At 68.3% G+C, this 19,156-nt stretch carries 22 protein-coding genes; 9 read left to right on the top strand and 13 right to left on the bottom strand.

The annotated features are described in order from the left end of the window. Positions 1-65 precede the first annotated feature (65 nt). Entirely contained in the window at positions 66-1,115 is a 1,050-nt protein-coding gene (locus F3K02_RS03590) for a GlxA family transcriptional regulator (protein WP_177133407.1), read from the top strand. On the opposite strand, the gene F3K02_RS03585 is transcribed toward F3K02_RS03590, so the two are convergent. Next, complete coding sequence (locus F3K02_RS03585; RefSeq protein ID WP_177133406.1) at positions 1,116-1,538, bottom strand: VOC family protein; 423 nt, start codon at positions 1,536-1,538, stop codon at positions 1,116-1,118. 131 nt (positions 1,539-1,669) lie between these two features. Between F3K02_RS03585 and F3K02_RS03580 the strand changes: the two genes are divergently transcribed. The 3 genes from F3K02_RS03580 to F3K02_RS03570 are packed head-to-tail and all read left to right on the top strand — an operon-like array spanning position 1,670 to position 3,607. Next, complete coding sequence (locus F3K02_RS03580; RefSeq protein WP_177133404.1) at positions 1,670-2,773, top strand: alkene reductase; 1,104 nt, start codon at positions 1,670-1,672, stop codon at positions 2,771-2,773. 28 nt (positions 2,774-2,801) lie between these two features. Then, on the top strand, positions 2,802-3,212 hold the full coding sequence (locus F3K02_RS03575) for a SirB2 family protein (RefSeq protein ID WP_177133402.1): 411 nt from the start codon (positions 2,802-2,804) through the stop codon (positions 3,210-3,212). Then, positions 3,209-3,607 (top strand): DUF454 family protein, encoded by a 399-nt coding sequence (locus tag F3K02_RS03570; RefSeq protein WP_177133400.1) that lies wholly within the window; start codon positions 3,209-3,211, stop codon positions 3,605-3,607. The genes F3K02_RS03575 and F3K02_RS03570 overlap by 4 nt, the downstream gene beginning before the upstream one ends. Here F3K02_RS03570 and F3K02_RS03565 read toward each other — a convergent pair. After that, a complete protein-coding gene (locus F3K02_RS03565) occupies positions 3,604-4,794 on the bottom strand; it encodes a phosphoglycerate kinase (RefSeq protein WP_177133397.1) in 1,191 nt (396 codons plus the stop codon). The two genes, F3K02_RS03570 and F3K02_RS03565, sit on opposite strands and share 4 nt — an antisense overlap. A gap of 192 nt (positions 4,795-4,986) precedes the next feature. On the opposite strand from F3K02_RS03565, the gene F3K02_RS03560 reads away from it, so the two are divergent. Then, positions 4,987-5,346, top strand: coding sequence for a PepSY domain-containing protein (locus tag F3K02_RS03560; protein ID WP_177133396.1), 360 nt, complete (start codon positions 4,987-4,989; stop codon positions 5,344-5,346). Between the two features lie 24 nt (positions 5,347-5,370). Here the strand turns inward: F3K02_RS03560 and F3K02_RS03555 are convergent, their stop codons facing one another. From F3K02_RS03555 to F3K02_RS03540, 4 genes are read right to left on the bottom strand one after another with little or no spacing between them, the layout of a single operon-like run. Next, the gene (locus tag F3K02_RS03555; RefSeq protein ID WP_177133394.1) at positions 5,371-5,535 is read right to left on the bottom strand and encodes a rubredoxin; all 165 of its coding nucleotides are present in this window, start codon (positions 5,533-5,535) and stop codon (positions 5,371-5,373) included. A 52-nt stretch (positions 5,536-5,587) separates the two neighbouring features. Further along, on the bottom strand, positions 5,588-6,364 hold the full coding sequence (locus tag F3K02_RS03550; RefSeq protein WP_177133392.1) for a cytochrome b/b6 domain-containing protein: 777 nt from the start codon (positions 6,362-6,364) through the stop codon (positions 5,588-5,590). 16 nt (positions 6,365-6,380) lie between these two features. Beyond that, positions 6,381-6,893: a diheme cytochrome c gene (locus F3K02_RS03545; protein ID WP_177133390.1), complete on the bottom strand. Its 513-nt coding sequence runs from the start codon at positions 6,891-6,893 to the stop codon at positions 6,381-6,383. A gap of 26 nt (positions 6,894-6,919) precedes the next feature. Then, complete coding sequence (locus tag F3K02_RS03540) at positions 6,920-7,339, bottom strand: DUF1924 domain-containing protein (protein WP_425485559.1); 420 nt, start codon at positions 7,337-7,339, stop codon at positions 6,920-6,922. A 119-nt stretch (positions 7,340-7,458) separates the two neighbouring features. On the opposite strand from F3K02_RS03540, the gene F3K02_RS03535 reads away from it, so the two are divergent. The 3 genes from F3K02_RS03535 (at position 7,459) to F3K02_RS03525 (ending at position 10,017) form a co-directional block, all read left to right on the top strand. Further along, entirely contained in the window at positions 7,459-7,833 is a 375-nt protein-coding gene (locus F3K02_RS03535; RefSeq protein WP_177133388.1) for a PepSY domain-containing protein, read from the top strand. 10 nt (positions 7,834-7,843) lie between these two features. Then, complete coding sequence (locus F3K02_RS03530; protein WP_177133386.1) at positions 7,844-8,518, top strand: response regulator transcription factor; 675 nt, start codon at positions 7,844-7,846, stop codon at positions 8,516-8,518. An 80-nt stretch (positions 8,519-8,598) separates the two neighbouring features. Continuing rightward, a complete protein-coding gene (locus F3K02_RS03525; protein WP_177133384.1) occupies positions 8,599-10,017 on the top strand; it encodes a sensor histidine kinase in 1,419 nt (472 codons plus the stop codon). On the opposite strand, the gene F3K02_RS03520 is transcribed toward F3K02_RS03525, so the two are convergent. The 3 genes from F3K02_RS03520 to F3K02_RS03510 all read right to left on the bottom strand — a co-directional run bounded on the left by F3K02_RS03520 (position 9,995) and on the right by F3K02_RS03510 (position 13,912). Beyond that, a complete protein-coding gene (locus F3K02_RS03520) occupies positions 9,995-11,728 on the bottom strand; it encodes a phosphoethanolamine transferase (RefSeq protein ID WP_177133382.1) in 1,734 nt (577 codons plus the stop codon). The genes F3K02_RS03525 and F3K02_RS03520 overlap by 23 nt on opposite strands. A gap of 100 nt (positions 11,729-11,828) precedes the next feature. Further along, the gene (locus F3K02_RS03515; RefSeq protein ID WP_177133380.1) at positions 11,829-13,184 is read right to left on the bottom strand and encodes a sensor histidine kinase; all 1,356 of its coding nucleotides are present in this window, start codon (positions 13,182-13,184) and stop codon (positions 11,829-11,831) included. Then, on the bottom strand, positions 13,181-13,912 hold the full coding sequence (locus tag F3K02_RS03510; RefSeq protein WP_177133378.1) for a response regulator: 732 nt from the start codon (positions 13,910-13,912) through the stop codon (positions 13,181-13,183). Before F3K02_RS03510 ends, F3K02_RS03515 begins: the two co-directional genes overlap by 4 nt. 94 nt (positions 13,913-14,006) lie before the next feature. Here F3K02_RS03510 and F3K02_RS03505 point away from each other — a divergent pair, with 94 nt between their 5' ends. Beyond that, positions 14,007-14,759: a phosphatase PAP2 family protein gene (locus tag F3K02_RS03505; protein ID WP_177133376.1), complete on the top strand. Its 753-nt coding sequence runs from the start codon at positions 14,007-14,009 to the stop codon at positions 14,757-14,759. Here F3K02_RS03505 and F3K02_RS03500 read toward each other — a convergent pair. Genes F3K02_RS03500 through F3K02_RS03485 form a run of 4 tightly spaced genes read right to left on the bottom strand, consistent with a single transcriptional unit; the run spans position 14,735 to position 19,088 of the window. Next, positions 14,735-15,748: an SDR family NAD(P)-dependent oxidoreductase gene (locus tag F3K02_RS03500; RefSeq protein WP_177133374.1), complete on the bottom strand. Its 1,014-nt coding sequence runs from the start codon at positions 15,746-15,748 to the stop codon at positions 14,735-14,737. The genes F3K02_RS03505 and F3K02_RS03500 overlap by 25 nt on opposite strands. Beyond that, positions 15,745-17,517: an ArnT family glycosyltransferase gene (locus F3K02_RS03495; RefSeq protein ID WP_177133372.1), complete on the bottom strand. Its 1,773-nt coding sequence runs from the start codon at positions 17,515-17,517 to the stop codon at positions 15,745-15,747. The genes F3K02_RS03500 and F3K02_RS03495 overlap by 4 nt, the downstream gene beginning before the upstream one ends. Then, complete coding sequence (locus F3K02_RS03490; protein WP_177133370.1) at positions 17,507-18,304, bottom strand: VTT domain-containing protein; 798 nt, start codon at positions 18,302-18,304, stop codon at positions 17,507-17,509. The genes F3K02_RS03495 and F3K02_RS03490 overlap by 11 nt, the downstream gene beginning before the upstream one ends. After that, the gene (locus F3K02_RS03485) at positions 18,294-19,088 is read right to left on the bottom strand and encodes a glycosyltransferase family 2 protein (protein WP_210826578.1); all 795 of its coding nucleotides are present in this window, start codon (positions 19,086-19,088) and stop codon (positions 18,294-18,296) included. Before F3K02_RS03485 ends, F3K02_RS03490 begins: the two co-directional genes overlap by 11 nt. Positions 19,089-19,156 lie beyond the last annotated feature (68 nt).

The following is a 19,156-nucleotide window of genomic DNA, read 5'->3' as shown; positions in this document are numbered from 1 at the left end:
GCACTGTAGGCAGACCCCCCGTTTTCACCTGCAGTCAAATCCGACAGCCACCCGACAAAACCGCCATGTCAGATCACGACGGCGCCCCCGTGCTCGCCACCGTTGCCATCCTGGCGCTGCCCGAGGTGGCGGCCTCGATGCTGTTCGGCATGAGCGACATGTTCATGGGCGTGGGGCGCGACTGGCCCCTGGTGGTGGAGGACCGCCCGGGCAGCTCGTTGCTGCGGGTGCAGATCGTGTCGGCCGACGGCCAGCCCCTGACCATTGCCAACGGCGTGCACCTGGTGCCCGACACCTCCATCGCCAACGCCGTGGCCCCGCAGGTCGTCTGCATCCCCGAGGTGTTCGTGGTGCCGAGCACCGACCTGCACGGACGCTATGAGGCCGAAGCGGCCTGGCTGCGCGAAGCCCATGCCCGTGGCGCCATCATCGCGGCGGCCTGTTCGGGCGCGCTGCTCATGGCCGAAGCCGGCCTGCTCGAAGGCGAAGACGCCACCACCCACTGGGCCTACTGCGACGTGCTGGCGCAGCGCCACCCGGGCATCCGCCTGCACCGCCGGCGCGCGCTGGTGACCGCGGGCGAAGGCCAGCGCCTGGTGATGGCCGGTGGCGGCACCTCCTGGCAAGACCTCGCGCTGTACCTGATCGCCCGGCTGGTGGGTCTGGAGGCGGCGATGCAGATGGCGCGCCTGTACCTGATCGACTGGCACGAGAGTGGCCAGCAGCCGTTTGCGCGGCTCTCGGCGAGCCGGCAGTCGGACGACGCGGTCATCACGCGCTGCCAGCTCTGGGTCGCCGACCACTACGGCGAGCCCAGCCCGGTGGCGGCGATGACGCGGCTCTCGGGCCTGGCCGAGCGCTCCTTCGTGCGCCGCTTCCAGCAGGCCACAGGTTTGTCACCGCTGCAGTACGTGCACCACGTGCGGCTCGAAGAGGCCAAACAGTTGCTGGAAGGCAGCGAGGACTCGATCGAGGCCATCGCCGGCCAGGTGGGCTACGAAGACGCGGGCTATTTCGCGCGCCTGTTCAAGCGCGAGGTCAACCTCACACCGGCCCAGTACCGCAGGCGCTTCGCGGGCCTGCGCGAGGTGCTGCAACAGGGCCGCACGGCCTGATCACAGCGCCGGGGACGCGCCATCGGGCGGCCCCTTGAGCTCCACCACATTGCCTTCGGGGTCGGTGACGTAGAGCGAAGGGCCCTCGCCTTCGGCGCCATAGCGCGAGGCCAGCTCGCCGGCCTCGACGCCGTGCGCCCGCAGCTGGGCACGGATCTGTGCCTCGTCAAACGGCTCCACCCGGAAGCAGAAATGGTCAAGGTTGCGCCCCTGCGCGCCCGGCGCCGCGCCGCCGGCGCGACCGAGCGGCCCGTCCACCGGCACCAGGTCGAGCAGCGAGCGCCCGGCACGCAACTGCACCAGCCCGATGCCATCCTGGCGGCGCTCAATGCGGCAGCCCAGCACATTGCCATAAAACCGCAGCATGGCATCGAGATTCACGACGCGCAGCACGAGGTGGTCGATTTCGCGGAGGTGGATCATGAGCAAAGTTATACCGCCCGTCATCACTTTTTGAAACACCCTCGGTGGAATCACCGTCCGTCGGCGACTGCCTGCGCGGGCTGCGAGGCGTAGACTGGGCCGCATCTCCATCCCTGCCGCTCATACCCACCATGACCACCCTTTTCGAACCCCTGCAAGTGGGCGCCCTGAGCCTGTCCAACCGCATCGTGATGGCCTCGCTCACCCGCAACCGCGCGCCCGACGCCATCCCCACGCCGCTGATGGCGACCTACTACACCCAGCGCGCCAGCGCCGGCCTTCTGATCACCGAAGCCACCGCCATCAGCCACCAGGGCCAGGGCTACGCCGACGTGCCCGGCCTCTACGGCACCGAGCAGCTCGACGGCTGGAAACGCGTGACCCAGGCCGTGCACGACGCCGGCGGCAAGATCGTGGTTCAGCTCTGGCACGTGGGCCGCGTGTCACACCGTGAGCTGCAGCCACACTTTGGCGCGCCGGTCGCGCCCTCGGCGATCCGCGCCCACACCAAGACGGTGCTGATCAAGGACGGCGTGCCCACCTTCGTCGACACCTCCGAACCGCGCGCGCTCGACGCCGAAGAGATCCCCGGCATCGTGATGGACTACCGCCACGCCGCGCTCAACGCCATCGCAGCCGGTTTTGATGGCGTCGAGATCCACGCCGCCAACGGCTACCTGATCGACCAGTTCCTCAAGACGGGCAGCAACCACCGCAAGGACGACCATGGTGGCAGCATCGCCAACCGCGCACGCTTTCTGCTGGAGGTGACGCGCGCCGTGGCCGAAGCCGTCGGCGGCGACCGCACCGGCATCCGGCTCTCGCCCGTGACACCGGCCAACGACGCGCACGATGACCATCCGCAACCGCTGTTCGACCACGTGGTGCGCAAACTCGCCCCCCTGCAGCTGGCCTACCTGCACCTGATCGAAGGCGCCACCGGCGGCCCGCGCGAACTGCCGGACCGGCCCTTCGACTACGCCGCACTCAAAACCGCCTACCGCGAAGCCGGCGGCCGGGGGGCCTGGATGGTCAACAACGGCTACGACCTGGCGATGGCGCGCCAGGCGCTCGCCGATGGCGCCGACCTCGTGGCCTTCGGCAGGGCCTTCATCGCCAACCCGGATCTGGTGACACGGCTGCACGCGGGCGGTCCGTTCAACACCCCCGACAAGACGACGTTTTATGGCGGCGGTGCGAAGGGCTACATCGACTACCCGACGCTGGCGGGCTGAGTCTGCAGCGCCCTATGATGCGCGGACCATGCCCGCCCCCGAACTGATTGCCGCCCTCTACCCCTGGCTCCGACACCTGCACATCACCCTGGTGGTCTTGAGCGTGTCGGTGTTCGCGGTGCGCGGCCTGGGTGTGCTGGCGGGACAGGCCTGGCCCATGCGCGCCCTGGCCCGTGGCCTGAGCCCCGTCATCGACTCGCTGCTGCTGCTCGCAGGCGCCACGCTGTGGTGGCTGCTGCAGCTGAACCCCTGGCACAACCACTGGCTGGGCGCCAAGCTGGTGCTGCTGGTGGTCTACATCGTGCTGGGCAGCTTTGCCCTCAAACGCGCGCCGACGCGCACCGGCAAGGCCCTCGCCTTTGTCGCGGCACTGTCGGTGGTGGGCCTCATGGCCAGCATCGCGACGGCCCACCACCCGCTGGGGATGTTCTCGCCGTGAGCGCCACCCAGGCGCCCCACCGTTCGCGCCTGGTGCGTGGGCTGCTGTGGGCCGCCGGTTCGCTGGCGCTGCTGCTGGGCCTGATCGGCATCGTGCTGCCCGGTCTGCCCACCACGCCCTTCATCCTGCTGGCCGCAGCCTGCTACGCCAAGGCTTCGCCGCGCCTGCACCGCTGGCTGCTCAACCACCGGCTCACCGGTCCGATGCTGCGCGACTGGGAAACGCACCGCAGCCTGACACGGCGCAACAAGATCGTTGCCGTGGTGTCCATGGCGGTGATGGTCAGCGTGTCGATCTGGAGTTTTCGCGGGCGCGTGGCGGTGCAGCTGGTGCTGCTGGCCACGGCCGCGATCGGTGCGTGGGTGGTGCTCCGGATACCCACCCGGAAGCGTTAGCCCGCGCGCCGGGCGAGCACCTCAAACGCCGGCAGTGTCTTGCCCTCCAGCACTTCGAGGAAGGCGCCACCACCGGTGGAGATGTAACCCACGTCCTTCTCGATGCCGTACTTGGCGATCGCCGCCAAGGTGTCGCCACCACCGGCGATGCTGAACGCGCTGCTCTCGGCGATCGCGTGGGCAATGACCTTGGTGCCGTTCTCGAAGGCGGCGAACTCGAACACGCCCACCGGGCCGTTCCAGACGATGGTGCCGGCCTTCTTGAGTTGTTCGGCCAGCAGCTGCGCGGTCTGCGGGCCGATGTCCAGGATCAGGTCGTCTTCGGCCACGTCGGTGGCGGCCTTGACCGTGGCCACGGCGTCGGGGCTGAAGCTCTTGGCGCAGACCACGTCGGTCGGGATCGGCACCGCCGCGCCGCGCGCTTTCATGGCGTCGATCACGGCCTTGGCTTCGCCGATCAGGTCGGGCTCGGCCAGGCTCTTGCCGATCTTCAGGCCGGCCGCGAGCATGAAGGTGTTGGCGATGCCGCCGCCGACGATCAGGCCGTCGACGTTCTTGGCCAGGGCCTGCAGGATGGTGAGCTTGGTGCTGACCTTGCTGCCGGCGACGATGGCGATCAGCGGGCGTTTCGGGTTGGCCAGGGCCTTGCCGATGGCGTCCATCTCGGCCGCCAGCAAGGGGCCGGCGCAGGCGATCGGCGCGGTCTCGGCGATGCCGTAGGTGCTGCCTTCGGCGCGGTGCGCGGTGCCGAAGGCGTCGTGCACGAAGATGTCGCAGAGCTTGCCGAGTTTGGCGGCGAGTTCGGGCTTGTTCTTCTTCTCCCCGACGTTGAGGCGGCAGTTCTCCAGCATGACGAGCTGGCCGGGTTCGACGGACACGCCATCGACCCAGTTGGCCACCACGGGGATGCTGCGGCCCATGAGTTCCCCCATGCGCGCAGCCACGGGGGCCAGCGAATCTTCGGGCTTGAATTCACCTTCGGTGGGGCGGCCGAGGTGCGACGTCACCATGACGGCGGCACCGGCGTCCAGCGCCATCTGGATCGCGGGGATGCTGGCGCGGATGCGCGTGTCTTCGGTGATCTTGCCGGCGTCATCCTGCGGCACGTTGAGGTCGGCGCGGATGAAGACACGCTGACCCTTGGCCTGGCCACTGGCGCAGAGATCGGAGAAACGGATGAATTGCATGGTGAAGCCTTGAACAGGTGCGAAGTGAAGGGGAACAGCGCAAATTGTAGGGAATGCGCTGTCGGCACCTGAAGCCGACAGACGGGCGTTGGCCCCCGCGACGGCTGTTTAAGGATGCGTAAATGTTGGGGCGCCAGTATCTGGTGGCTCGATCCACAGGGATCTCCATCAACCACTGCCCCTCAAGCGCCCATGTCACCCAGCACCCCGCCTCGCCACCCACACGCCCTCATCGGCTCGCCTGCGTTCGCTGCCCTGTGCCTTGCGCTCCTGATCGGGTCCAGCGGATCGGCACAGGCCAGCACCCCGGGCGAAAAGGTGGTCTGCACCGAACTGCCACGCAGCCAATGGTTGTCCGAGGCGCAGGCACGCGCGCGTTTCAGGGCATCGGCCTACCTGCTGGTGAAGTTCAAGGTGTCGCGGGGCAACTGCCACGAGTTCTACGCCATCGAACACGGCGGTGGCATCGTGGAGGCCTACCAGCATCCGGTCACGGGCGACGTGGTGCGGATGACCCGCCTGCCGCCCCTCACGCCAGAGAAGCCGCGCTGAATCCACCCGCGAAGTCGGTGGGACTCACCCCTCGCACAGCACAAAGTCGGCCTTGCCCACGCCACACTCGGGGCAGCGCCAGTCGTCCGGCACGTCGGCCCAGCGCGTCCCGGGCGCAAAGCCTTCTTCGGGCCAGCCAGCGGCTTCGTCGTACAGCCATCCGCAGACCACACAGAGGTATTGGTTCATGGTTGTTGCTTTCAGAATTCAGTTCGTCAAGTAAGGCCCGGACTCGGGGCGGTCAATCGTCATCACCGTGATCGCGCCCGCCGCCGTTGCCCGACACGAGGCTGCTGAGGGCCTTGGCTGACACCAGCCCGTTGGGCGACTGCTGCCATTCCCAGGCGCCGTAGGCCAGCACCGCGAGCAGCAGCAGGGTCGCCAGCCAGGCGCGGTTCTTCTGCACCAGGCTCGGACCCGGCCCTTCCACGCTGCCGGTCAACATGGGCGATGCCAGGTTCTTGCGGCGCAGCAGGCTCAGACCCAGGATCAGGGCCAAATGGGCCAGCACCACAAACAGAAAGGCCTCGCCCAGAAATTCGTGCATTTCGCCCAGCCAGTCGTCACCGGGGAACACGCCCCATTCGTTGAAGGTCGCGTAGCCGCTCAAGGTGAGCGGCACCACGAGCACGAGCAGGGCCACCACCGCCAGCGCCATGAGCAGGTTCTGCCCCTGGCGCCAGTTGACGGCGGCGATGGATGGGGCCGTGCGCAGCGACCGAAGCCACGCTGGCGCGCTGCCCAGCTTGCGCCACATCAGGCCCAGGCCCGCCTGGCGCGGGCCGAAAAGGCCATAGACCATACGAAAGCCCAGCAGACCCGCCATGGAATAGCCGAGCGTGACGTGCAGCATGCGCCAGCTCTCGCCATCGGCCGTCAGGTAGGCGCCCAGAAAACACAGGGCGAACAGCCAGTGAAACATGCGGGTGGGCGCATCGGTGACACGGCGTCGGGCGGCTGGTCGCGCCTGGGACGCGCCAGCGACAGCAGAGGAAGGCATGGGGGTGGTGGCTTGCATGGTGGTTCTCCCGGGTTCAGTCTTTCCAGAACCAGCGCTGGCCCAGGTTCACGCCCGCCGGCATCCGGATGTTGTCGTCATCGAAATCGCCGCGGTCGGCGCCGGTGTGGCAGGCGGCGCAGTTGGCCGCGCTCTTGATGCTGGCGTGTTTCCAGACCGAGGCGGGGACCTCGCGGTGCTTGCGCTCGAACCAGGCCGAGCGCGTGAGGCGGTCCTCGGGCGGCTCCTCGACCACACGCTTGTAGGTGCCGGCGTTCGCCTGCAACCAGGCACTGAGCTGCTTGACGGTGGCGTCATCCAGCGAAGCGTCGGTGCCGTAGTGCTTGTCCAGGCCGGCCATGATGCGCTGCCACGAACGGGCGGGCAGCAGGCCCGGTGTGTACGCGGTGTGGCAGGCGGCGCATTCGGCCATGTAGGCCTTGGGCATGTCGCGCGGCATCATGCGCCCGCCGTCGGCCTGCGCGGTGGACAGTGCGGCGATGCCCAGGCCAATGGCCACGAGCAGGGATCGGGTGGTGGGGGTTTTCATGGATCGCTCCTGGATGTCGAGGTCGTTCACTTCAGGCTGTTCAGGTAGGCCAGCACGTCGGCCTTTTCGCCGGCGCTGCATTCGCGGCTGAGCACGTCGTTGCAGTTGCGCTTGAACCACTTGTCGACTTTCGCCGTGTCGGTGAACGCCTTGGGGTTGAAGGCCGGCGCCAGCGGCGCGATCAGCTTGCCGGTGTTGGCGTGTTTGCCTTGCGTGGTGGGCGGCGTGTTGTGGCAGGAGGCGCACGACCACTCGGCCCCGTGTTTGGCGTTGAAGAAGGTCTGGCCCTTGGCCGCATCGCCCGGTGTGCCGGCCTGGGCGCTCCAGTGCTGCAGTTGTGCGGCGGGCGTGGTGTCGGCAGCGTGCACAGCGGTCGACCACAAGCTGCTGGCCAGCATCGCCGCGAGCAGGCCGGCGGACAGTCGGGAAGAATGCACAAACAACATGATGGTGTCTTTCAAAGGGATGAAGGGGAGAACGGGATGCAGTGTGAGAGACCCCGCTTGAACGCCAGCTGAAGCGGCCGTTCATCTGCCGTTAAGGAATGCCCACCGACAATGACCCCATGAATGTGTTGACACGCCCCGGATACGGCAGCGCGCCGCTGCGGACCCTGCTGGTGACAGCGGCGCTGCTGGGCGGGCTGGGCACGACCCCCGCCTGGTCACGCGACGACGACCACGAGCGCGCCCTGCAAGCCGTGCAGGCCGGGCAGGTGCTGCCACTGCGATCGGTGCTGGAGCGGCTGGAACGCGAGCACCCGGGCCAGGTGCTGGGAGTCGAACTGGAGAACGACGGCGAGCGCTGGGTCTATGAGATCAAGTTGCTGCAGGCCGGTGGTCAGCGGATCAAGCTCGAACTCGACGCCAAGACCGGCGAGGTGCTGCGTCGCAGGACCCGCGAGGATCGCCATCGCGACCCCAGGAACCGTGGACATTGAAAGAACCCGCATGCGCATCCTCCTGGTAGAAGACGAACCCACGCTGCGCGCACAACTGCGCAGCGGCCTGGTGGACGCCGGCTACGCGGTGGACGAAGCCGACAACGGCCGCGACGCCCACTTCCTGGGCGACACCGAAGCGTTTGACGCGGTGGTGCTCGACCTCGGCCTGCCGGTGCTCGACGGTCTCACGGTGCTCAAACGCTGGCGCGATGCCGGCCGGACCATGCCGGTGCTGATCCTGACCGCACGCGACAACTGGAGCGAGAAGGTGGCGGGCATCGATGCCGGCGCCGACGACTACCTGACCAAACCCTTCCACATGGAAGAGCTGCTGGCGCGCCTGCGCGCGCTGATCCGCCGCGCCAGCGGCCTGGCCTCACCGGTGCTGCAGTGCGGCGCGCTGGCGCTGGACACGCGCAGCGGCCGCGTCACGCTCGCGGGCCAACCGGTCGCCCTGACCAGCCACGAGTACAAGGTGCTCGACTACCTGATGCACCGCCCGGGCTCGGTGGTCTCGCGCACCGAACTCACCGAACACATCTACGCACAGGACTTCGACCGCGACTCCAACACCATCGAGGTGTTCGTCGGCCGACTGCGCAAGAAACTCCCGCCCGAACTGATCGAGACCGTGCGCGGCCTGGGCTACCGACTGGTGCAGCCGCAGGCCAGCACGGACTGAGCCGGCGCCATGCCGCGCGCGATGCCCGGCGTTGCGGCGCATGCAGGGCAGGTTCATCGGTGCCTTAAGCTCAACAACCCATGATCACGTTCGGCCGCTGGGCCTCCTCGCTGCGTTTTCGCCTGCTGGCCGCCACGCTCGCCGCGCTCGCGCTGGCGCTGCTGCTGGCCGGTGTCTGGCTCAGCGGCCTGTTTCGCGAACACGTCATGCGCCAGTTCGAAGCGGCGCTGACCCTGCAGCTCGACCAGCTGACCACCCAACTGGAACTGGACGCCAGCGGGCAACCCGTGATCGATCCGCAACAGCTGTCCGACCCGCGCTGGCGCACACCCTATTCCGGTCTTTACTGGCAGCTCGATCAGGTGAGCGGGGACGGCGCCATCCGCAGCGGCGTGCTGCGTTCGCGCTCGCTCTGGGACACCACCCTGCCGCTGAGCGCGGATGCGCTGGCGAACGGCACCGTGCACGTGCACGAAGGCAGCGGTCCGCAGGGCGCGGCCGTGCTGATGCTGGAACGCACCGTGGCGCTGGGCGAACAGCCGGGCGTGCGCTGGCGCCTGATCGTAGCGGCCGAAACCCGGCAGGCGCTGGAAGCGGTCGACCGCTTCACCGGTGTGCTTTCCATTTCGCTGCTGGTGCTGGGTGCGCTGCTGGCCTTGGCCGCGGTGACCCAGGTCGCGGTGGGCCTGTCGCCGCTGCGGGGCCTGCAGCACGCCCTGGTGCAGGTGCGCGAAGGCCGCTCCGCCCGACTGCAGGGCCGTTTCCCCAGTGAGGTGCAGCCGCTCATCGACGACTTCAACGGCGTGCTGGACCGCAACGCCGAGGTGGTGGCGCGCGCGCGCACCCAGGCGGGCAACCTGGCCCACGCCCTCAAGACCCCGCTGGCGGTCCTGGGACAGGCGGCCACGCAGGCGCTGAACGCGGGCGACCCGGCCAACCCGCGCGACACCGGGCCCGCACTCGCGCGCCTGGTCCACGAACAGGTGGACACGGCACGACGCCACATCGACTGGCACCTCGCCCATGCGCGGGCCGCCGCCGCCGAGCGCCTGCCCGGTCTGCGCACGCCCGTGGCCCCGGTGGTGCTCGGCCTGGTGCGGGTGATGCAGCGGGTGCACGCCGAACGTCACATTGACATCGACGCCAGCGGTCTGCCCGACACGCTGGCCTTTGCGGGCGAAGAACAGGACTTGCAGGAGATGCTGGGCAATCTGATCGACAACGCCTGCAAATGGGCACGCCACACGGTGGTGGTCAGCGCCTCCAGCGAAGCGGGCCGGCTGTGCCTGCGCGTGGAGGACGATGGTCCGGGCATCGACGACCAGGCCCGCGCCGCCGTGCTCGCGCGGGGCGCACGGCTGGACGAAAGCGTGCCCGGATCGGGGCTGGGCCTGGCCATCGTGACCGATCTGGCCCGGCTCTACGGGGGCGATGTCCGCCTGGAAACGGCCCGACTGGGCGGTCTGGGGGTCGCCCTCAGCCTGCCGGCCGCGGACTGACCCCGGCCTGCACCGGCGGCTTGGCGCAGGGCGCCAGCGCATCGAGCGGGCGCTGGTACGCCGAGGTGCGCACGTCCATCAGCCCCAGCACCGAATGGAACACATTGTCGTGTGACAAGGCCTCGCCTGAGCGCTGCCGCAGACAGCCCACCGAGACGCCGCTGCGCCGCTGCAGCCCGGGCGACAACCAGGCCACCATGGGCACATGGGTTTGCTGCTCGGGTGCCAGCGCGTACGGCAAACCGTGCAGGTAGAGCCCGTTTTCGCCCAGCGATTCGCCATGATCGGACACATAGACCAGGCCGGTGTCGTGCCGCCCCTGCTGGGCCTGGCGCTGCAGCCAGTCCAGCGTCTGGCCCAGGAAGTGGTCGGTGTAGGCGATGGTGTTGTCGTAGGCGTTGGCGAGTGACTCGGGGGTGCAGTCCGACAGCGTGGCGCTGGTGCATTCGGGCACAAAGCGCTTGTGCCCGGGCGGCGTGCGTTTGAAATACGCCGGGCCGTGGCTGCCCATCTGGTGCATGACGAGCACCACGCCGCGCTCGCGGCGTTGCGGGTCAAGGGCGGCGATGCGCGCATCGAGATCATTCAACATGACCGCGTCAAAACACTCTCCGTCGGAACAGAGACCCGGCACGGCCAGCTCGCGCGTGCTCGCATGGGGGATCCGATCACAGACGCCTTTGCAGCCCGCCTGGTTGTCCAGCCAGAGCACCGCCAGTCCGGCCCGCTGCAACACATCCAGCAGGTTTTCGTGGCGCGCGGTCTCGTCACCGCCCTGGGCTCGCGTCAGTGGTGAGAACACGCAAGGCACCGACACCTGGGTGTTGGTGCCGCAGGAACGCACCTGGCTGAAGTTCACCAGATCACCCTGCTGTTGCCAGCGCGCCAGCGTGGGCGTGGTGTCACGGGCATAGCCATCGAGGGCAAAGTGGTCGGCGCGCGCCGTCTCACCCAGCACCAGCAGCAGCAGCGGTGGCCGCGCCTGGTTCGCGTAGCTCGCGCCAAGCACCGCGTCTTCACCGACCGGCGTCAGGGTGCGCGCCTGCGCGGGCAGCTGTTGCGCAGCCAGTTTGCCTGCGGCATACACCGTGTTCAGGGGATTGATCATGAAGCGCAGCGCCTTCTGGTTGCGCATCAGTGAGGCGAGGTCCTGGTAGCTCAGCAGTGCCGCGCCCACCGCCAACACCAGGCCGGCCACCGCGCCCAGGCCGTTGGGCAGCAGCCGCGAAGCCGCGTGGCCCATCGCCACCGGCCGGTGCCACAACCACCACAGCGGTGGCGCCGCCACCAGCAGCAGGCTGCCCGCCAGCGACCACGACAGCAGGTCCCGCACCTCGCGCACATCGGTGTGCAAGGCGTTGGCCAGCATGGTGGCGTCGATCACGACACCGTACTGCCACATGTAGTGGCTGTTCAGGGCCGCCATCACCACCAGCAGGGACGCGACCGGCCGCAGCAGGCGCGGCCACGCCAGCAGCGACAGCAAGGCCGCCGTGCCGCCCAGGATCATCAGACCCAGGCCCATGAACGCCGTCCAGCGGACCTCGCCACCGGACAGCATGCGCTGCCACAGCGGCAGATTGCCCGGACCGGCCAGCCACAGCGCGAGCAACCAGACGGTCTGGCCCGGGGACCGGACAGCTGGAGTGTTGATGGGGGCGGGCGCCTGCGTGGGCAGGGCGGACAGCGCCGGGGACAAGATTGCCTGCATGGTCACATTCGATGCGCCAGCACACACTGGCTCCGCCAGCGTATGCAGCCTGGGTTAAGCCAACCTTATGCCGACCTGTTCCGCCAAGAATCCAGGGTTCTCAGCGTGCCCAGCGCAGATTGAACCGCGTGCTCATGGGCGGCTCGCCCGCATCGCGCTCCAGCGTGGCGCCCATCTGTTCGGCGATGCGCCCCACCAGGCGCAGGCCCAGACCGAGGCCGGGCTCGGACGCTGCGGTGACGGCAACCGAGCCCGCGCGTTGACCGTCGTCGGACACGGACACGCCGAAGCCGTCGGATGAGCGCCAGATTTCGACCGACACCTGGGTGCCTTCGGGCGTGTGGCGCAGGGCGTTTTCGATCAGGTTGCGCAGTGCCAGCTCCAGCAACATGGGCTGGGCCGATACGCGCACGGGCTGCTCGGGCTGCTGCAGGGACAGCTCGTGACCCGTTTCGTACGCCAGTTGCGCATGGTTCGAAATCAAACGCGCCGCGAGCTCGCCGAGCTCGACGTCCTGCGTCTCCAACAGGTTGGACGGCCCCCCGGTACCGGTGCGCTGTGCCCGCGCCAGGTCCAGCAACTGCGACAGGATGCGGCCGGCGCGCAGGGCCTCGCGCTCCAGCCGGTCCAGGCGTTCGGGCGAAGCGTCCCCCTGCGCGGCCCGGGCCTGCAGCGCAATGACCGCCAGCGGCGTGCGCAGTTCGTGCGCCACGTCGGAAGCGAATTCGCGCTCGCGTTGCGCCTGCTTCTGCAAGGTATCGACCAGTGTGTTGATGGCCGAGACCGTGCTGGTGAATTCGCGAAAACGGTGCTGGGTGTCCAGCCGCTGACCGGCGAACCCGTCGAGCGCAGCCACCTCGCTGGAGAGCTGGTCCAGCGGACGCAAACCGCGCCGGATGGTCCACCACAGCAGCAGGGCCACCAGCGGCAGGATCAGGATCGCGGGTTGCGCCACGTGTTCGGCGATGTCTTTGCCGAGCTCGCCACGCTTCTTCATGTCCATCAGCGCCAGCACGCGGCGCTCGCGTCCGTCTGTGTTCAGGCGCACGCCGAAGCTGCGCCAGTCGCTCAGGCCGTGTTCGGTCTGCAGTGTCAGGGTGCGAAACCCCCGCGGGGGCAGACTCGTGATGTCCAGCCCCGGCGCGATGCGGTGGGTGTCGGCCACGAGGCGGCCATCCTCCCAGGCCAGCACGGCGACGTCCTGCAGGTACTCATGCTCCAGACCGGCCGACGCCGGCACCGTGTTCTGGCTGGCCCCGGTGGGCGAAGCTTCGATCCACAGCTTGGCCACCGCCACCAGCTGGCCGTCCGAAAACTTGCGCGCCTCGCGGAACCCGGTGGACCAGGCCACGGCGATCAGGGTCAGCCACACCAGCAACAGCGCACCGAGCGTCCAGCTCAGGATGTAGCGGCGCAGCACAGGCTGCGGCGATGGTGAAGCGGCCACCGGGTTCATTCGGGGTCCGAGCGCTTCGGCGCGGCGGCGGTGGCCACTTCGCGGGGAATGAAGTAACCCACGCCGCGCACGGTCTTGATGAGCGACTCACCCAGCTTGCGGCGCAGGTGGTGCACGTGCACCTCGATCGCGTTGCTGTCGAGCGCTTCGCCAAAGCCGTAGAGGGCCGATTCCAGCCGGGCCTTGGACAGCACCTGGGGACGGGCCTGCAGCAGGGTCAGCAACAGCGCAAACTCGCGCCCACCCAGGGCCACCGGCAACCCCGCGCGCTCCACCGTGCGCGTGGCCGGGTCGAGCACCAGGTCGCCGTGTTCGATCAAGGGCTTGCTGCGCCCGCTCGCCCGCCGCAGCATGGCGCGCAGCCGGGCTAGCAATTCGTTGGCGTCGAACGGTTTAACGATGTAGTCGTCGGCCCCGCTGTCCAGGCCGCTGATGCGGTCGCTCACGCCATCGCGAGCCGTCATGATCAGCACCGGCATGTCGCTGCGCGGCAGCGCTTCGTGGGCCCGGCTGCGCTCACCGAGGCGGCGCAGGCGCGCCAGCAGGTCCAGCCCGTCGCCATCGGGCAGGCCCAGATCCAGCAGCAACACGTCAAAAGGCTCCACCGCCAGGGCCGCCCAGGCGGCATCCAGGGTCGGGCACACGTCCACCGCGTAACCCGCCTGGCGCAACGAATCGCTCAGACCGCTGGCGATGCCGGGATCGTCTTCCACCACAAGTGCGCGCATTTCAGAGGCGGGCCAGAGCCCGATGACAAAAGAGTTCCATTATCCGGACCGCGCTTAAGCCTCTCTTAAAGTGCGCCGCGCACGATGGCACCCCATGCACACCCGTCCCGCTGCCCGTTCCCTGCTGGCCCATTCGCCACCCGTCATCCACCTGCTGAGAGGTCTGGTGGCGGTGCTGGTGCTGACCCTGCTGTGGGATCTCTCGGGCCTGGACCTGCCCGTGCTGCAGGCCATCGGAACGCCCGAGGGGTTTCCCTGGCGCCACCACTGGCTGCTGGAACGGGTGTTGCACGATGGCCTGCGGCAGGTCGCCCTGGGCTTCTACCTGCTGCTCGGGCTGTGGGTGCTGTGGCCACAGACCTGGCCCGGCCCGGCCATCGACCGGCGCGAGCGCCTCGTCGTGGTGGTGCTGGTGGCGCTGTCGCTGCTGGCGGTGAATCTGGTGAAGTACCACAGCCTCACCAGCTGCCCCTGGGAGCTGCAGGCCTTCGGCGGCGGCGCGTCTTACGTTTCGCACTGGAACTTCCTGGACACGGACGGGGGGCCTGGCCGCTGCTTCCCCGGCGGTCACGCTTCCAGCGCCCTGGCCTTTCTGCCCCTGTGCCTGCCCTGGCTGCTGCCGCCCCGAGGGGTCGACCGCGAGGCCGCGACCGGCTGGCGCTGGCTGATGTTTCTGGTGTTCGCCGGCGCGCTCGCCGGTGCGGCGCAGACCCTGCGCGGCGCGCACCCGCCCAGCCACACCCTGTGGACGCTGCTGACCTGCGCCAGCGTCAGCCTGGCCGGCTGGCTCGGAGCGCGGCCCTGGCTCGCCGGGCAGGCGGCTCAAACGGTGCCAGTGTCGCCGTAGTAGCCGCGGTACCAGTCCACAAAACGCTGCACCCCGAGCTGCAGATCGGTGTTCGGGCGGATGCCAAAACCCTTTTCCAGCGCCGTGGTGTCCGCCCAGGTCTCCGGCACGTCGCCCTGCTGCATCGGCATGAAGTGTTTGATGGCTTCGATGCCGGTGGCCTTTTCGATGCAGCCGATGAAGTCCAGCAGGCTCACCGGCCCGTTGTTGCCCACGTTGAGCACCCGGTGGGCGGGCGCGTCGGCCGTGGCCACCGGCGGCACGGCCATGACCTTGAGCACGGCGTCGACCACGTCGTCCACGTAGGTGAAGTCGCGGCGCATCTGGCCGTTGTTGTAGACATCGATCGGCTGGCCTGCCAGCACCGCGCGCACGAACTTGAAGATGGCCATGTCCGGGCGCCCCCAGGGTCCGTACACGGTGAACAGGCGCAGCCCGGTGGCCGGGATGCCGTAGAGGTGGCTGTAGCTGTAGGCCATGAGTTCGTTGGCCTTCTTGCTCGCGGCGTAGAGCGAGATCGGCTGGTCGGTGACCATGTCCTCGCGCAGCGGCATCTGGCGCGCCGCGCCGTAGATGGAGCTGGACGAGGCATAGACCAGGTGCCGCACACCACTGTGACGACACCCCTCCAGCACCGTCAGCATGCCGGCCAGGTTGCTGTCGAGGTAGGTCATGGGATGGTCAACCGAATAGCGCACGCCGGCCTGGGCGGCCAGGTGCAGCACCGCGTCATAACGGTTTTCGGCAAACAGCCGCGCCATGGCATCGCGGTCGGCCAAGTCCAGGCGGTGGAACGCGAAGCCGGGCCGGTCCAGCAACTGCTGCAGGCGGGCCTGCTTGAGCGTGGGCTCGTAGTAGGCGTTCAGGTTGTCCAGGCCCTCGACCTCAAAACCCTGGTCGAGCAGGCGCTTGCACAGGTGAAAACCGATGAAGCCGGCGGCGCCGGTGACCAGGATTTTCCGGCCGGGCCCGGGGATCGGTTCGGTCATGGCAATACCCCGTTCGTGACGGGTTGGTAGTGGAAACGTTGGAGACGGGCCGGTGTCCCGCAGGTCGGCCGCACCGCGTCCGGACCGAGCAGCACCCATTCGCGCCGGTGCGCCTCGCCCAGCGACACCGCACGTGCGACCTCGAAACAGCCCAGTTCGCCGTCGGTGGGCACCAGCAGGTGGCGGTTCGGGGCCTCGCGCATCCAGATCCAGGCGTTCTGCTCCTGCTGCAGCAGCGGCGCCAGGTAGCTGAAGTGGGTCAGTGGCCGCTGGCTGAACAGCAGGAACTGCTCCTTGAAGGCAATCAGCCCGAGCTCGGCCCCCGGGGGCAGATGCTGCTCCACCGCCTGCATCATGTCCTGCGGCGTGCGATAGGGATCCACCCGCGGCCAGACCAGCAGCGCGACGAACAGCCAGCCCACCAGGCTGGCCGCGGCCAGACGGACAAACAGGTCGGACCGGCGCAGCCACAACAGCACGGCGATCAAGGCCACGCCCAATCCTGTGAGGGGCGCGGCCACGGCACCCACGATGTCGGCGTAGTCCTGCAGCTTGCCGGGCAAACGCCCGGGTGCCAGCCACATCAGCAAACCCAGAGCCATCAGAAGGGCGGCGATGACCGGCATCAACCAGCGGAAAACCCCGTCCAGCTTCTTCGCCAGCGGGAGCTTCCGGCTGTTCACCCAGAGTACCGCCACCACCAGCGACAACATGGGCAGAGCGGGGAAGATGTAGACCTCGCGCTTGCCCGAGCTGATCGAGAAAAACAGCAGCACCAGCCCCACCCAGGCCAGCAACACACGCAGCTTGGCATCCTGGCGCAGCAGCGCCACCAGGGGCTTGATCAACACCAGCATCACGATCGGCAAGGGGAACCACACCACCGGGATCGCCTGGGTGAAGAAGTAGTGCCAGGGTTTGACGTGGTGCCAGGCATTGACGAAACGTTCGCCGGTCTGCCGGAACAGCAGGTCGTTGCGGTAGGCCACCATCGTGTCGGTGCCCACACTGTGCACCTGCCAGAGCATCGGCCCCAGCCAGAGCGCGATCACCGCCAGCATCACCGGCACACCGAGCAGCAGGCGCCAGCTCCAGCACGCACCATGGAACCGGCTTTGCCGGGCCGCAGGTGCGGTCCCCCCTTCGGGGGAAAGACGCGGAGCGGCGCAGGGGGGAGCATTGCTCCACAGAGCCAACGGCAGCAGCATCAGCAGCGGCAGGAAACCCACGCCCTTGGTCATGATGCCCAGGCCCATGGCCACCCAGCTCACGAAGTACCAGCGCCAGTGGGGCCCGGTCAGGAAATGGCGCAGCAGGCCGTAGCAGCCCAGCGTGATCCAGAACGTGACCAGGGCGTCGATCTGCGCCGCCTTGCCCTGCAACAGGAACTGCGGCGTGAAGGCCAGCACCAGCACGGCGAACAGCGCCGTCTGCGCATTCCACAAGCGACGGCCCAGGTCGTGCACCAGCCAGAGCGTGCCGATCGAGGCCAGCACGCTGGGCAGCAGGAACGACAGCTTGAGGTTGCCGACGAGCTGGAAAAACAGCGCACTCAGCCACATGAACACCGGTGGCTTGTCCGGGTAGTACTCGCCGCCGCGGGTCGGGAACAGCCACTGGCCACTCTCGACCATCTCGCGCGCGATCTGCGCAAAGCGGGGCTCGTCGGCCGGCCAGGGGTAACGCAGGCCGATGCCCGCGAACAGCACGAGGGCCGTGGCCGCCAGCCAGAACAGCGTCTGGCGGCGCACGGTGGCGTCAGAAGTCATGGGGATGGTTCTCCGTCAAGTCCGTAGCGCCATCTCCCCGAGGCAGCCGCGGAACCGGCTTTGCCGGGCCGCTGGCTGCGCCCCCTGGAAGGGGTGACGCAGCAGGCGGCGCGGGGGTGACTTTCCATTGTTCCATGCGCTGCTTGAAACCGTGGTGGTACAGGTACCAGGCCAGCACGCTGGAGACCACCAGCAGGGCAAAACTCATCCAGATCTTCGAGCTGTCCTGCAGGGCCACACCGCGGCCGGCGTAACTGAACAGCAGCGACTGTGGCAGGTAACCCGGCAGGCTGCCCAGGAACACACCGCGCCGGCTCAGACCCGCCAGTGCGGCGGCGACGTTGGTCAGCAGATTGCTGCCCACCGGCATCAGCCGGATGATGCAGATCCAGAGCCAGGTGTCCTCGGCGAGCACGCGACGCAAGCCTTCGATCTTCTGGCCATGGCGCTGGCGCAACCAGTCCATGCCCATGCGGCGCACCACGGCGATGGTCAGCAAGGCCCCGAACCCGGTGAGCAAGGCGCTGACCACCCCGCCCACAAAACCACCCATGAGGTAGCCGCAGCTGAAAGCCAGCAACTGGCGCGGTCCCCCGGCCGCGGTGTAGACAATGCTGCCCAGGGCGAACGCCGGCCAGGCGATGGCCCAGTGCTGCTGGAACAGCTGGCGCAAGAGGTCTTCTTCGGTGACCGAACCCCACCAGCCGTAGTGCAGGGAGACAAAGGCCAGCGTCAGCACAGCCGTCAGCCCCAGCGGCTTGACGAGCAGTTTGGCGCTAGATTTCACCGACGGTTTCCACCCGTTCCAGCACCGGCTGTTTGCTGCGCCGGATCAGCCAGCGCACGCCAAACATGTCGACGATGCCCACCCACACACGGTTCCAGGCGGTGTATTTGGACACCCCGGCCGTGCGGTGGCGGTGGTTCACCGGCACCACCGCGATGCGGCCACCCACGCGCCGCACCAGCGCCGGGATGTAGCGGTGCATGTGATCAAAATACGGCAGCAAGGCCCAGGTGCTGCGCGGGATCAGCTTCAGTCCGCAACCCGTGTCGGGCACGCCGTCATCGAGGATCTGGCGGCGCACGGCGTTGGCAATCTTCGACTGGATCTTCTTCCACTCGGTGTCCTTGCGCTTGTGGCGAAAGCCCGCGATGCAGAAATGTTCGCCACCCGCCTCCAGTTCCTGCGCCTGCCGCACCAGGGCCGGGATGTCGGCCGGGTCGTTCTGCCCGTCGCCATCGATGGTGACCAGATAGCGCCCGCGGGCATGGCGCGAAGCGGTCCACATCGCGGTGCTCTGCCCGCAGCTGCGTGCGTGGCGCAGCAGCTGGGCGCGCGCACCGCGGGCCTGGCAGCGCTGCAGGAACTGCTGGTCGGTGCCATCGGTGCTGCCATCGTCCACCAGCACGATTTCAAAGCCGCAGGTCGGCTGCAGGGCATCGACGATCTCGTCCACCAGGGCACCGATGTTGCCGGCTTCGTCTTTCGCGGGGATCAGCACCGACACCAGCGGCGCGGCATGGCCGGACACTGGGAGGGCCGCAGCGGTCGACCGGGGGTCTGTCATGGGTTTCATCAAGATTCACAAAAATCGCAACACGGCTTCGCTGCGCCGACAAGGCCGTCGGCGGCGAA

It is taken from the genome of Hydrogenophaga aromaticivorans (genome assembly GCF_013387465.1).
GTDB classification, from domain to species: domain Bacteria; phylum Pseudomonadota; class Gammaproteobacteria; order Burkholderiales; family Burkholderiaceae_C; genus Hydrogenophaga; species Hydrogenophaga aromaticivorans.
The sequence above is the reverse complement of the archived record's forward strand: the minus strand, read 5'-3'. Positions and strand labels throughout refer to the sequence as shown.

Excerpts from the sequence above, each read along its gene's own strand:
- F3K02_RS03590 (WP_177133407.1), top strand. The coding sequence starts at position 66 with ATGTCAGATCACGACGGCGCCCCCGTGCTCGCCACCGTTGCCATCCTG.
- F3K02_RS03585 (WP_177133406.1), bottom strand. The coding sequence starts at position 1,538 with ATGATCCACCTCCGCGAAATCGACCACCTCGTGCTGCGCGTCGTGAAT.
- F3K02_RS03580 (WP_177133404.1), top strand. The coding sequence starts at position 1,670 with ATGACCACCCTTTTCGAACCCCTGCAAGTGGGCGCCCTGAGCCTGTCC.
- F3K02_RS03575 (WP_177133402.1), top strand. The coding sequence starts at position 2,802 with ATGCCCGCCCCCGAACTGATTGCCGCCCTCTACCCCTGGCTCCGACAC.
- F3K02_RS03565 (WP_177133397.1), bottom strand. The coding sequence starts at position 4,794 with ATGCAATTCATCCGTTTCTCCGATCTCTGCGCCAGTGGCCAGGCCAAG.
- F3K02_RS03560 (WP_177133396.1), top strand. The coding sequence starts at position 4,987 with ATGTCACCCAGCACCCCGCCTCGCCACCCACACGCCCTCATCGGCTCG.
- F3K02_RS03555 (WP_177133394.1), bottom strand. The coding sequence starts at position 5,535 with ATGAACCAATACCTCTGTGTGGTCTGCGGATGGCTGTACGACGAAGCC.
- F3K02_RS03550 (WP_177133392.1), bottom strand. The coding sequence starts at position 6,364 with ATGCAAGCCACCACCCCCATGCCTTCCTCTGCTGTCGCTGGCGCGTCC.
- F3K02_RS03545 (WP_177133390.1), bottom strand. The coding sequence starts at position 6,893 with ATGAAAACCCCCACCACCCGATCCCTGCTCGTGGCCATTGGCCTGGGC.
- F3K02_RS03540 (WP_425485559.1), bottom strand. The coding sequence starts at position 7,339 with ATGTTGTTTGTGCATTCTTCCCGACTGTCCGCCGGCCTGCTCGCGGCG.
- F3K02_RS03535 (WP_177133388.1), top strand. The coding sequence starts at position 7,459 with ATGAATGTGTTGACACGCCCCGGATACGGCAGCGCGCCGCTGCGGACC.
- F3K02_RS03530 (WP_177133386.1), top strand. The coding sequence starts at position 7,844 with ATGCGCATCCTCCTGGTAGAAGACGAACCCACGCTGCGCGCACAACTG.
- F3K02_RS03525 (WP_177133384.1), top strand. The coding sequence starts at position 8,599 with ATGATCACGTTCGGCCGCTGGGCCTCCTCGCTGCGTTTTCGCCTGCTG.
- F3K02_RS03520 (WP_177133382.1), bottom strand. The coding sequence starts at position 11,728 with ATGCAGGCAATCTTGTCCCCGGCGCTGTCCGCCCTGCCCACGCAGGCG.
- F3K02_RS03515 (WP_177133380.1), bottom strand. The coding sequence starts at position 13,184 with ATGAACCCGGTGGCCGCTTCACCATCGCCGCAGCCTGTGCTGCGCCGC.
- F3K02_RS03510 (WP_177133378.1), bottom strand. The coding sequence starts at position 13,912 with ATGCGCGCACTTGTGGTGGAAGACGATCCCGGCATCGCCAGCGGTCTG.
- F3K02_RS03505 (WP_177133376.1), top strand. The coding sequence starts at position 14,007 with ATGCACACCCGTCCCGCTGCCCGTTCCCTGCTGGCCCATTCGCCACCC.
- F3K02_RS03500 (WP_177133374.1), bottom strand. The coding sequence starts at position 15,748 with ATGACCGAACCGATCCCCGGGCCCGGCCGGAAAATCCTGGTCACCGGC.
- F3K02_RS03495 (WP_177133372.1), bottom strand. The coding sequence starts at position 17,517 with ATGACTTCTGACGCCACCGTGCGCCGCCAGACGCTGTTCTGGCTGGCG.
- F3K02_RS03485 (WP_210826578.1), bottom strand. The coding sequence starts at position 19,088 with ATGACAGACCCCCGGTCGACCGCTGCGGCCCTCCCAGTGTCCGGCCAT.